Below are 12,846 nucleotides of genomic sequence, written 5' to 3'. Positions count from 1 at the left end.
ACACGTCACAAACCCAAAAATTTCAGCATGGTTGGGACAAGAATATTCATATCAACAGGCTTTGCAACATGAGCATTCATTCCAACAGAAAGACCCTTTTGTGCATCTTCTGCGAAAGCATTGGCAGTCATCGCAATAATAGGGATCCTGGCTTTTTTCGTATCCTTCATCTTTCGGATAGCTAATGTAGCATCATATCCATTCATAACCGGCATCTGGATATCCATAAGGATCATCTTGTAATAATCAGCATCAGCCTTTTCAATCATGTCAATACATGCAACACCATCATTGGCAGTCTCAACAATACATCCTTCTTCCGTCAATAATTCCGTTGCGATTTCAGTGTTGATCTCATTATCTTCGACCAGTAAGATCCGAACACCGTTCAAACAATTCTTATTGCGCAAATTACTGTTTTTTTTCACCAGAGAATCGTCTTCTGACGCTTTTCTGCAAGGAATAGTTACTGTAAATGTGGAACCTTTACCCTGCTTACTTTTCACTTCTATTGTGCCATCCATGAGCTCTACAAGCTTTTTGGTAATGCCCATTCCGATGCCGCTGCCCTCAATATGACTGGATGTAGTGTTACGTTCTCTTTCAAAAGTTTCAAAAACACGCTTTTGGAATTCTTCAGACATACCTATTCCATTATCGGTAATACTAATGATCATATTGCACCAGTCTTCTTTTTCACAGGATTTCTGTACAACATTACAGGATATCCAACCTCCTGTATTTGTATACTTTATTGCATTGCTTATTATATTAAGACAGACTTCTGACAGGTGAGGTTCATCCATATACACATACGGATACATGATTTGTTCTGTCAAAGAGATCGTCTGATTTTTACTTTCTGCCTGTTGTTGGAACATAATGACACAATTTTCAAAGCACTCATGGACATTTGAAACAGTGTATTCCATCTCAACCTTATTATTCTCAATTCTTGCAAGATCTAAAACATTACCAAGCATCGACAAAAGTTCTTTTCCGCATATTTGGATTTCTTCAAGATATCTGCCAAGCTTATCTGTTTCCTGCAAATGTCTGGATGCCAGTTCTGCATAACCAATGATTGCATTCATAGGAGTTCTGATATCATGAGACATATTTAACAGAAATGATGATTTTGCTTTGTTTGCACATTCCGCTTTTAATTTAGCTTCCCGCAATTCTTCCTCTTGTTTTAATTCCCTCAATTTTTCATCTGTCACATCTCTATTTGCAAACAACACGGATGTCACATTTCCATTTTTATCATAACTCTGAGGAACAACCATGGAAAGAAACCATGATCCATCCTTCTTTTTGAATTCGGAAGACATAGATTCTTTATTATGAAGACGTGCCGCCATGGTTTGTATGTCAAAAAATTCCATATACTTCTGCACAAATGGTTCTGCTATAATATCTTCGATAATCTTGAACTGAGGATCCCAATCTGAAGTATTCTCTTTAATACCCATATCCATTTCTCGAGATCTTTTGACAAGTTCTATCTTCTTTGTTTTTAAGTTCAGCCTTGAGATATGATAATAAGCAGTACCTAATGCATGAAGGGCCTGCCGGGTTTTTTTGACCTGCTTCCCCAATGCGAGAGGGAACTCTTCACCGTCCATCTGTTCCAGATCCGGTGTTGAATGATGCAGATGCTGAACCAGCCATTTTTCATTCGTCCACTTATAGATAATCGTAAATCTTGTCTCCATTTTAAAACAGATTGAACCATCTTTAAACAGACCAGTAAAATCTACTGTTCCATGTGCAAGAACATGGTCATCATCAAGTCTTTCTTCTTCCTGATGTAAATTTCTTACTTCGAGTCTGATTTTTCCTCTTCGTTTTACATCAAATTTGAATGATTCTAAAAACTCATGCAGATTCGTGAATAACTCATGTTTCCCAGTTCCAATCAGACTGATATTTTCATCAAAATAATTTTCTATACCAAGATTATTTACTGATCCGGCATTAATATATATTTTCAAAAGTTGTTCTGTGAGTTTTTTAAAATCATCCATACGCTACCCTCTCTTTAAAAAAACTTAACTGTCAAAATATCCAATGATCCCGATGTATCCATCCTTCTTTAAAGGCGACCATAATTATAGTTAACTGACCTGAAATTGCATTGTAATCAATGGAATTCATGCCACTGTTCAGTTCATTGGTTTCTGCATCTTCTTTTTCCGCATTTTTGCTGCCACAGCCTGACAGAAGCGATATGCTCATCACCATCATTAAGAGTACAGCCAAAACTCTGTTCCATTTTTTCTTTTTCATTACGAATCTCCCATTTGAAATTATTTTCCGCTAGTTCAACAATTCATGAATTACCTTTACCAGTAAATTCCCATCAACAGGCTTGGAAATATGCTCATCCATCCCTGCTTCTTTTGCTCTTATTCTGTCCTCTGTGAATGCATTTGCTGTCATTGCAATGATCGGTATTTCCTTAGCATCCTCTCTGTCCATAGAACGGATCCTCTTTGTGGCATTATAACCATTCATGACTGGCATCATGATATCCATCAAAATCACATCAAATTCACCAGGTCTGCTTTTTTCAAATATTTCAACAGCCTCCAGTCCATTCCATGCTTTGGTCACTTCAGCGCCTTCATTCTGAAACATAAATTCTGCAATTTCCATGTTCAGCTCATTATCTTCCGCCAGAAGAATGTGCAGCCCCTTTATCGTTTTTTCTGATAAATCTTTCTGTTCTTTAGATTTATCCACATCCAGATCTATTTTAAACGGAATCCGGATCACAAATGTGGTTCCTGCACCTTCTTCACTTTCAAAGGTAATCGTTCCGCCCATTTTTTCGACCAGCTTCTTTGAAATCGACATTCCCAGACCTGTTCCTGCAAATTTTGTTCGGCTTCCTGTGTGTTCCTGTGCAAATGGTTCAAACACACATTTCTGGAACTCCTCAGTCATTCCGATTCCTGTATCCCTGCAGACAAATTCCATTGTTGTCATTCCTGGCTGTTCGGATGGAATTTCTACGCAGCTGATATAAATATGTCCGTTTTCTCTGTTATATTTCACCGCATTCGACAGAATATTCATCATCACACGTTTCACATACCCCGGACTTCCGATAAGATTCCGGTGTATGATTTCTTTTTTCTCCCACGCAATCCGAATATTCTGTTCTGCTGCAATCTGTTCGATCACAACAAATACTTCCCTGAAAATACCGCTCAGATTGAATGGTATTTCTTCCAGAATCACTTCATCTGACTCCAGCTTACTCATATCCAGGACATCGTTTACCAGTTCCAGAAGCAGATGAGAGGCCTCTTTGACTTTTGCCCTGCATTCCGTCTGTTTTTTCATATCGTCTGCATAATGATCTGCCACATTGAGCACGCCGCAAATTCCATTAATCGGAGTCCGGATATCATGGCTCATTCGCTGAAGAAACTCTGTTTTTGCCTCATTGGCGGCTTCTGCCTTTTTTGCAGCTATCAGAAGTTCTGCTTTATATTTTTCATCTTTTTCCTGTTCCAGTTTCTGATGTGTCAGATTGGTTTTATATGTCCAGAACCAGAATAAACCGAACATCAAAAAATAAAGAAAAATAACACTCATCACATTTAATGGAAGGTTGTGGAATACTTCCGTATCAGGAAGATATGCATAGATATAATAATCACGCTGCTTCAGCATGATTCCGTAACATCCGATTCCTTCTTTCTTAAAATGATAGATATGTTGACTGTCTGTATGCTTTTTCATTGCCTGAACCACTTCGTTGTCAGCTGTATTCTGCCCCAACAGGCTCTCATCATTGCAGGCAACAACTGTCCCATTGTCTGCAACAAGAATCGTTCCATCTTTCTGAGTACTATAACCGTTTAAAAGCCCCTGTATCGTCAGTGTATAGTTTCTGGCAAATTCAGGAGAAGTGTAATAGTAGATTGCGACGATGCCCGGTGCATCTTTTCTGGCACAGGCTGCAATATCGATATGTGACCCATCTTCCCTGGTAAACCGTTCCGAATAGCTTCTTTCTTCATATCCGGCAAAATCCATGATGATGTCTTTTTGCAGATACTCCGTAATCTCATTAGTCAAAGACTCATCTGTGCTGTATTCACAGTCCGTCTTTCCATCTGCATCCAATACAAGGATACCATCCACCCAGAGAGTCTGCAGATTTCCCTTCAGAAAATCCCAGCTTAGCTGCCCGCCGTTTTCTGTTTCCGTTTTAATATTTGTACTCATCTGTCTGGCACTTTCAATGGCACGGAGGAGACTTTTGGATTCCGATGATTCATTATAATGGGTGTAGGTGGAACACTGCACTTTCACATAATTTACAATCTCCACCATTCTTTTCTCTGCTTCCGCTTTTTCTGCGTGGAAGAAATAAAACAGGGAGACTACCACCACACAGATTCCAAGCAAACCGCCGAGCAGCTGGATTCGTTTTTCTTTTTTCTTAATATCCAAGATCATCCACCTCCAGATACTTCTGGGGATCATCCAGATATTTTTCAATGATTTTCAGGGATGTGCCATCCTGGCGCATTTCTTCCAATGTCTGTTCCATCTGCTCACAGATTCCTCTGTCATCATCTTTTGCAAAAGCAACACCTATTCCGGTGATCATCAGAGACTCTTCCAGGATACGGAAGCTTGTATCATAATCCTTCATATACTGGACAACAGATTCCTCATGTGCGGCAACTGCATCCACATACCTTTTTCCCAGAAACGTATAGATCAGTTCCCGGTGTCCAAGACTGATCAGATTGCCCAGTTTTGGGATTCTCTCATCCATCCTGTCCAGAAAGATACCTTCCGGTTTGGTTGTGGACTGGACAGCCAGATTCTTTCCCTCCAGATCACTCAACTTATAGATATCGCTGCTCTCGTTTACGGCTACCACCTGTCGACTTGCTATGTATGGTCCTGCCCAGCGGTAATCATCAAGGCGTCCTTCCATGGAAAAGCAGCCCATGATACAGTCAATCTCTCCGCTTTCTACCAATTCTTTTTTCTTCTCCCAGTTGATCTGGACAACATCCACCTGATATCCCATTCTTTTGAAAGCTTCTGTAGCAAGTTCTACATCTATGCCCGTAGGTACACCATCCTCATTCAAATAATTGTATGGTGGGTAGTTATCGCTGCCGAGTGTAATGACCGGCTTTTCTGTTTCTTCTCTGGTGTTATCTATGTTTTTACACCCTGCCAGGGTGACTGCTAAAATTTCCGCAAGCAGAATGCCTGCAATCACTCTTTTCCCTTTCATTTTCCGCCTATTCCTAACTATCCTTTTCGTTTTTTTCATATATCTATGAAATAAAAAAACACTGTCCTACAGACAGTGCATCTCATTTCATGCAACTGGCTGCCATTTTACAGGCCCTGTAGCTTTGCGTCCCAGATTTTCATCTGGTTTGCCGATCATCCTATTATAGTTTTTAAACTTATGCAAAAACATTGATGTTATTATACTCCCACAATCTATCGTGCATAAGAAAAACCTCACCGCTTTAACGCTGAAAAATAAAAAAAGAACAGCCGATACATATACTCGAACTGTTCTCCTACTTCCAAAGTCCACGCAGCATTGACATTACTGTTTCCTACGTCATGATTCTCTCAGTGACGACTGGGAAATTCCCGGCAGCTGCGATAATCTGTGTTTACTGATATCACGCTTCTCACATAAAGATGTTATTTCATCTGCGATATACTTCTCTATCTGCAAGTAACTATACCTCATTTCTGTTATTACATGTTCTTATTGTACCTGTAATAGCAGAAAAAATATTAGTTATCAATTTTGCAAGTAATTAGTTTTATTATAGGAAGTACATTCGTAAAATAAAATTTGAAGATACTTTCGTTTCCGCAAAAGTCTTTTTCGCTTATATTATCTTAATAATATCACAGACAGCTACGTTTGTCACATAAAAGTTTAGAAACTCAAACAGAAACTCAAACAAAAAAGCAACCATTTAACCTTGACTTTTTATTTGCGGGCTACTTATAATCCTTTTACAAACTCAACTGTATTTTTTATATCTTCCTCATCCGGATGTCCTTTTGCAATACCACCCATCAGTTTAAATGGACCAAATGTGTCATAACCCTTGCATCCGAATTTTCCTATCACTTTAGAACGCTTCTCGTCCAAAATCTGCTCTATGGATTTATAATTCGCACTTCCACCATAAGTACAGATCAGAAATACCTTTTTATCGTCCGGTAGATTCTTCTCTGCAAATCCCAATATCGACTGATGAAATTTTGAAAAATAGATTCCTGATGCAAATCCAATCATATCATAACTGCTCAGATCTACATCTGGCTGTTTTACAGCATCAATCAAATCGACCTGGCATTCTTCTGCTATGCCCTTTACTAGTTTTTCTGTATTTCCATGATGTACAGATGCGTATACGATTGCTTTTCTCATTTGTTTTCCTTTCTGCCTGTCTCCATTGTTTTAGTATTCTTTTGAAATTTCTCCTGTACCATCATGAGCATTTTTTCAAAAGACTGTGCAAACCTTACATCATCTTCTTCTGTTCGTTTTTTCGGTCCCTTGATATGATTCTTATGGGAACTTCTTCTGGCTTTTTTATTCAAATGACGTTCCATGAGCATCTGTTCAATATTGTCATTCGTGTACCATTTGCCCGATTGATGAATGGCATATGCACCTTTTCCTAGTGCCATTGCTGCAACACCATAGTCCTGTGATACGACAATATCTCCTTTATGGCAGATACTGATCAGTTTATAATCTACTGCATCTGCTCCTGCCCCTACTACAATCACTTCGCTATAATCAGAATACAAAATATGATTTGTATCACACAGCAATGTAGTTGGAATATTATATTTCTCTGCTATTGTCTCGATAATATCTACTACCGGACATGCATCTGCATCTACAAATATCTGCACTAGTGCCTCTCCATTTCTTTTTATATCTAAAATCTACTACAATAGAATTATACCACTATTCCCTCTTTTCACCAAACACTATTCTAGCACCACATCCCGCCGCTGACACTCTCATGGCAGAACCATTCCCATAACTTCCGTATGGCTTAGGATTTCTTTCTCTAAACCAATACCTGAATCTTCCACCATAACCTGCATATGGATATCTTTTTCCCCAATCCTGCATGTTAGTTACTACCGCTTCTTCTATTTTCTTTACTGTAGCTTCCGTTCCGACTGCAAGAAGAGCTTCTCCAACTGCTATTGTCATAACAGAATCATCTGTAAAGCTACAGCCTTTACTAAACAAATCAAACTTTTTTTAATTAACTAAAATTAGTCAATTCTTACCCGTTTTTTATTTTTCAAAAAAGTATCCATTTTCCTTATAAAACGGTTGCTTTTTCTCTAAACTATAGTATAATAAACCTTGTCGTGTGTATAGAAATACTAAACTCTAGGTTTATTTTTATTTTTACAAACAATTTACAGAAAGGAGCTATTTATGAACATCGGACAGAAAGTAAGGGAGCTCCGTATTGCGAAAAATCTTACCCAGGAAGAACTTGCAGACCGGAGTGAGCTTTCGAAGGGATTCATTTCCCAGCTGGAACGGGATCTTACTTCTCCTTCTATCGCCACACTGGTTGATATTTTACAGTGTCTCGGCACCAATCTGAATGAATTTTTCAGCGATGACGAGGAAGAACAGGTTGTCTTCGGTGATGAGGATTATTTTGAAAAAAAGGATACTGATCTGAAGAATACGATTGAATGGATCATTCCGAATGCCCAGCGCAATATGATGGAACCGATCCGTCTTACCCTGGCTCCGGGCGGTGCAACCTACCCGGATCTTCCACACGAAGGTGAGGAATTCGGATACGTGCTTCAGGGTTCCGTCAAAATCCACGTAGGCAATAAGGTCTACAAAGCTAAAAAGGGAGAATCCTTTTATTTTACTCCCCACGCAAAGCATTATATAGAAGCATCGTCTTCTTCCGGGGCACGCCTGATCTGGGTCAGCACTCCCCCAAGTTTTTAAGTACACAGGAGGATTATACATATGCCAAACAAACTGATTGACATTGTTGGTGTTTCCAAATCATATGGAGACAATCTGGTTCTGGACGACCTGAACCTTTATATCAGAGAAAATGAATTTCTCACACTTTTAGGACCTAGCGGCTGCGGAAAGACAACGCTTCTGCGTATCCTCGGCGGATTCGAAAATCCGGACTCCGGAAAAGTAATTTTCGATGGAAAGGACATTACATCCCTTGCACCGAATAAACGACAGCTCAACACTGTTTTCCAGAAATATGCGCTTTTCACCCATATGACCATTGCTGAAAATATTGCTTTTGGTCTGAAGATCAAAGGGAAATCAAAATCTTACATCGATGATAAGATTCATTATGCATTAAAACTGGTCAATCTGGAAGGTTACCAGAACCGTTATCCGGATTCTTTAAGTGGGGGGCAGCAGCAGCGTATTGCCATCGCCCGCGCCATTGTAAATGAACCAAAAGTTCTTCTTCTGGATGAACCTCTCGGCGCCCTGGATTTAAAGCTCCGCCAGGACATGCAGTATGAACTGATCCGTTTAAAAAATGAGCTGGGAATTACATTTATCTACGTTACCCACGATCAGGAAGAAGCCCTCACCATGTCTGACACGATTGTTGTCATGAATCAGGGATACATCCAGCAGATCGGTACACCGGAAGATATCTACAACGAGCCGGAAAATGCTTTCGTAGCCGACTTCATTGGCGATAGCAACATTTTCAATGCCATCATGGTACGCGATAAGCTGGTCAATATTGTCGGTGCCGAATTCCCGTGTGTGGATACCGGATTCGGAACCAACAAACCGGTCGATGCGGTCATCCGTCCGGAGGACATCGATCTTGTAAAACCAGAAGAAGGCACATTAAAGGGTGTCGTTACCCATCTGATTTTCAAAGGAGTCCACTATGAAATGGAAGTCCTTGCCAACAACTATGAATGGCTGGTACACAGCACCGATATGTTTCCGGTTGGCACTGAGGTTGGAATCCATGTTGACCCGTTTGATATTCAGATCATGAAAAAACCGGAATCTGAAGATGAGGAGGCTGTAGGAATTGAAGAATAGCAAACGTCTCCTGGCTGGACCATACCTTTTCTGGGCAGTTTCTTTCATTGTCATTCCTCTGATCATGATCTTCTATTATGGTCTGACTGACAATGACGGAAAATTCACCTGGATGAACCTTGCCAAAATCACAACACCTGAGAATTTAAAGGCTCTGGGGCTTGCACTTCTGCTTGCATTTGTCAGCACAGTGATCTGCCTGATCCTTGCCTATCCTCTGGCAATGATCCTTGTCGGAAGAAATGTAAACCAGTCCAGCTTCGTAGTACTTGTTTTCATCCTTCCGATGTGGATGAACTTTCTGCTCAGAACTCTTGCATGGCAGAACCTCCTGGAGAAAAACGGTGTCATCAACTCCGTTCTCCATTTCTTCGGGCTGCCTTCATGGAACATTATCAACACACCGACAGCGATCATCCTCGGTATGGTCTACAACTTCCTGCCGTTCATGGTGCTGCCGATTTACAATGTACTTGTAAAGATTGACAAAGATGTTATTTCCGCAGCCAGAGATCTCGGTGCCGGAAATATCCAGACATTTACCAAGATCATCCTTCCGCTTAGTGTTCCGGGTATCATCAGTGGAATCACTATGGTATTTGTACCTGCACTTACAACCTTCGTCATTTCCAACCTCCTCGGTGGAAGCAAGATCCTTCTGATCGGAAATGTCATCGAACAGGAATTCCAACAGGGAAGCAACTGGCATGTAGGAAGTGGACTTTCACTTGTCCTGATGATCTTCATCATTGCAAGTATGGCTCTGATCGCCAAATACGATAAAGACGGGGAGGGCACAGCATTCTAATGAAAAAGAAATTACAGAATTTATATTTACTGCTGATCGTGATCTTCCTCTATGCTCCGATCATGACACTGATGGTTCTGTCCTTTAACAGTTCCAGAACCCGTGCCAAATGGGGCGGATTTACCGGAAAATGGTATGTATCCCTTTTCCAGGATGAAGCGATCATGAGCACCTTATACAACACCCTGATCATCGCACTTCTTTCTGCGCTGATTGCAACCGTGATTGGAACTTTGGCTTCCATTGGAATCCAGAGTATGAACCGCAAGTTTCGTACCTTTATGCTGGGTGTCACCAACATTCCGATGCTGAACGCAGACATTGTGACTGGTGTATCTATGATGCTGTTGTTTATCGCATTCCGTATGAACATGGGATTTTCGACAATCCTGATTGCACATATAACCTTTAATATCCCGTATGTCATCCTAAGTGTCATGCCAAAACTAAAGCAGACCAACCGGCGGACCTATGAAGCTGCACTGGATCTGGGTGCTTCTCCGATCTACGCTTTTTTCAAAGTCGTATTTCCGGATATCCTTCCAGGAATTCTTTCCGGTTTCCTGCTTGCATTTACCATGTCGTTGGATGATTTTGTGATCACCCACTTTACCAAAGGACCTGGAATCGATACCCTGTCCACCAAAATTTACAGTGAAGTACGAAAAGGAATCCGTCCGGAAATTTACGCACTCTCAACGATCATGTTTGTAACGGTGCTCTTCCTTCTCTTCCTGGTCAATTTAAAACCGGAAAAAGAAGTTCACGAAAAAGACGGCACGATCCGCAAGCCATCCCGTGCACGCCACACGATGCGTCTCGTCGTAACACGTGTCGTACCGGCACTGCTCGTGATCGTCATTACAGCCGGAGGATTTTTCTACAATTCAAAGACAAAGATTTCCGGCTCCGAAAAGGTAATTGTCTACAACTGGGGCGAATATCTGGACCCGGATGTCCTGGATATCTTCGAAGAAGAAACCGGTATCCAGGTAGTTTATGAAGAATACGAAACCAATGAGATCATGTACCCGAAGGTGCAGTCCGGCGCCATTTCCTATGATGTGGTCTGCCCTTCTGACTATATGATCCAGCGTATGATCGAGAATGATCTCCTCGCCGAGATCAACTGGGACAATGTTTCAAATATCAAAAACATCGGACAGACTTACATGGATCAGTCCAAGGCATTTGACCCAGAAAATAAATACTCTGTTCCTTATTGCTGGGGAACTGTCGGAATCCTTTACAACAAAACCATGGTAGACGAACCAATTGATTCCTGGTCTGTTCTCTGGGATCCAAAGTACAAGGACAGCATTCTGATGCAGGACAGCGTCCGCGATGCATTCGGTGTTACCTTAAAATATCTTGGATATTCCCTGAACTCAACCGACCTGGACGAGCTGAACGAAGCGAAGAATCTTCTGATCAAACAGAAACCACTGGTTCAGGCATACGTCGTTGACCAGGTGCGTGACAAGATGATCGGAAATGAAGCAGCCATCGGTGTTATTTACTCCGGTGAAGCCATTTACACACAGAAAGAAAATCCAAACCTGGAATACGTGATCCCGAAAGAAGGATCCAATATCTGGATCGACTCCTGGGTAATTCCGAAGAATGCAGAGCATAAGGAAAATGCAGAAAAGTTCATCAACTTCCTCTGCCGTCCGGACATCGCACTGAAGAACTTTGAGTACATCACCTACTCGACTCCAAATGAAGCAGCACGGGAACTGATTGAAGACGAGTCCATCCGCAACAGCAAGATTGCATTCCCGGATGCAAGCGAGCTCTCTGGATGTGAGACCTTCAAATTCCTTGGAGATAAAAACGATGTTGTCTACAATGAATTATGGCGGGAAGTGAAATCAAAGTAATGTGGGAAAGAATTCTGAATTATACAATAACCGAACAGAAAACTTCCAATATCCATGAGTTTTTAAAAGCTCATGGATATTCTTCTTCTCTGATCCGGGCAATCAAAGAGGATACGGAAGGAATCCGTCTGAACGGGGACCCGGTACTGGCACGCACCCTTCTTACTCCCGGCGACCAGCTTGCCATCCGGATTACCGAAACAAAATTCTCCGAAAATATTGTTCCGTCAGATCTGCCTCTTTCGATCGTATATGAAGATCCGGACCTGCTGGTCATCAATAAACCTGCCGGAATGCCAATTCACCCTTCCCAGGGAAATTATGACAACACACTTGCCAATGCCTGCGCATGGTATTTCAAAGAGAAAGGCGAGCCTTTTGTATACCGTTGCATTAACCGGCTTGACCGGGACACCACCGGTCTTCTGATCATTGCCCGGCATCTTTACAGTGCCTCTCTCCTCTCTGCCATGATGGCACGCCGGGAAATCCACCGGGAATATCTGGCACTTGCCACGGGAATCATCCCGGAAGACGGAACCATCACTGCTCCAATTGCCAGAAAAGAGGGTTCTACCATCGAGCGCATGGTCGATTTTAAACATGGTGAATACGCCTGCACCCATTACCGCAGGCTTTCCATTACAGATACAGATCCGGTCTACTCTCTGGTTGCCTTAAAGCTGGATACCGGACGCACTCATCAGATCCGGGTGCACATGAATTACATCGGCCATCCGCTTCCGGGAGATTTTCTCTATAATCCGGATTACAGCCATATCAGCCGTCAGGCACTTCACTCACATCATCTGCGTTTCCGGCACCCAATCACAGGCGAAGAAATGCATTTCACAGCGCCTGTGCCTGAAGATATGTTACTCTGATAAATATAGGTAAGTGATCCTATACCCCGACACATAATACTCTCTTTATGGAAGAATTTTCCATGTATATTTTCCGGTCAAACCCAAAAGAGCTCCTGAGAGAACAAAGTTATTCATTCTCCCAGGAGCTCTTCTTTTATTTATTTC

Annotated in this window: 12 protein-coding genes and 1 riboswitch; of the genes, 5 read left to right on the top strand and 7 right to left on the bottom strand. The window is 41.5% G+C overall.

The window, feature by feature from the left end:
* Window positions 1–5: 5 nt before the first annotated feature.
* The 7 genes from PGW42_RS11220 to PGW42_RS11190 all read right to left on the bottom strand — a co-directional run bounded on the left by PGW42_RS11220 (window position 6) and on the right by PGW42_RS11190 (window position 7,255).
* The gene (locus PGW42_RS11220) at window positions 6–2,030 is read right to left on the bottom strand and encodes an ATP-binding protein (protein ID WP_270203607.1); all 2,025 of its coding nucleotides are present in this window, start codon (window positions 2,028–2,030) and stop codon (window positions 6–8) included.
* A gap of 31 nt (window positions 2,031–2,061) precedes the next feature.
* Complete coding sequence (locus PGW42_RS11215) at window positions 2,062–2,292, bottom strand: hypothetical protein (RefSeq protein WP_117556186.1); 231 nt, start codon at window positions 2,290–2,292, stop codon at window positions 2,062–2,064.
* 30 nt (window positions 2,293–2,322) lie between these two features.
* Window positions 2,323–4,479 (bottom strand): ATP-binding protein, encoded by a 2,157-nt coding sequence (locus PGW42_RS11210; RefSeq protein ID WP_270203606.1) that lies wholly within the window; start codon window positions 4,477–4,479, stop codon window positions 2,323–2,325.
* Window positions 4,463–5,278, bottom strand: coding sequence for a substrate-binding periplasmic protein (locus PGW42_RS11205; protein WP_117823105.1), 816 nt, complete (start codon window positions 5,276–5,278; stop codon window positions 4,463–4,465). Before PGW42_RS11205 ends, PGW42_RS11210 begins: the two co-directional genes overlap by 17 nt.
* An 87-nt stretch (window positions 5,279–5,365) precedes the next feature.
* Window positions 5,366–5,441, bottom strand: a riboswitch (cyclic di-GMP riboswitch).
* 578 nt (window positions 5,442–6,019) lie between these two features.
* Window positions 6,020–6,451, bottom strand: coding sequence for a flavodoxin family protein (locus PGW42_RS11200; RefSeq protein ID WP_117823103.1), 432 nt, complete (start codon window positions 6,449–6,451; stop codon window positions 6,020–6,022).
* Complete coding sequence (locus PGW42_RS11195; RefSeq protein ID WP_117834005.1) at window positions 6,448–6,945, bottom strand: YaiI/YqxD family protein; 498 nt, start codon at window positions 6,943–6,945, stop codon at window positions 6,448–6,450. Before PGW42_RS11195 ends, PGW42_RS11200 begins: the two co-directional genes overlap by 4 nt.
* A 55-nt stretch (window positions 6,946–7,000) precedes the next feature.
* A complete protein-coding gene (locus tag PGW42_RS11190; protein WP_117556196.1) occupies window positions 7,001–7,255 on the bottom strand; it encodes a hypothetical protein in 255 nt (84 codons plus the stop codon).
* Between the two features lie 234 nt (window positions 7,256–7,489).
* Here PGW42_RS11190 and PGW42_RS11185 point away from each other — a divergent pair, with 234 nt between their 5' ends.
* The 5 genes from PGW42_RS11185 to PGW42_RS11165 are packed head-to-tail and all read left to right on the top strand — an operon-like array spanning window position 7,490 to window position 12,699.
* Window positions 7,490–8,029, top strand: a complete 540-nt coding sequence (locus tag PGW42_RS11185; protein ID WP_008374904.1) for a helix-turn-helix domain-containing protein — start codon at window positions 7,490–7,492, stop codon at window positions 8,027–8,029.
* A 21-nt stretch (window positions 8,030–8,050) separates the two neighbouring features.
* The gene (locus PGW42_RS11180) at window positions 8,051–9,124 is read left to right on the top strand and encodes an ABC transporter ATP-binding protein (RefSeq protein ID WP_117556198.1); all 1,074 of its coding nucleotides are present in this window, start codon (window positions 8,051–8,053) and stop codon (window positions 9,122–9,124) included.
* Entirely contained in the window at window positions 9,114–9,932 is an 819-nt protein-coding gene (locus PGW42_RS11175; RefSeq protein WP_270203605.1) for an ABC transporter permease, read from the top strand. Before PGW42_RS11180 ends, PGW42_RS11175 begins: the two co-directional genes overlap by 11 nt.
* Window positions 9,932–11,815 (top strand): extracellular solute-binding protein, encoded by a 1,884-nt coding sequence (locus tag PGW42_RS11170; RefSeq protein WP_270203604.1) that lies wholly within the window; start codon window positions 9,932–9,934, stop codon window positions 11,813–11,815. The genes PGW42_RS11175 and PGW42_RS11170 overlap by 1 nt, the downstream gene beginning before the upstream one ends.
* A complete protein-coding gene (locus PGW42_RS11165; protein WP_270203603.1) occupies window positions 11,815–12,699 on the top strand; it encodes an RluA family pseudouridine synthase in 885 nt (294 codons plus the stop codon). The genes PGW42_RS11170 and PGW42_RS11165 overlap by 1 nt, the downstream gene beginning before the upstream one ends.
* The last annotated feature ends 147 nt before the right edge of the window (window positions 12,700–12,846 follow it).

The organism is Coprococcus sp. TM115-187 (assembly GCF_027679115.1).
Classification (GTDB): Bacteria; Bacillota; Clostridia; order Lachnospirales; family Lachnospiraceae; genus Allocoprococcus; species Allocoprococcus comes.
The sequence above is the reverse complement of the archived record's forward strand: the minus strand, read 5'-3'. Positions and strand labels throughout refer to the sequence as shown.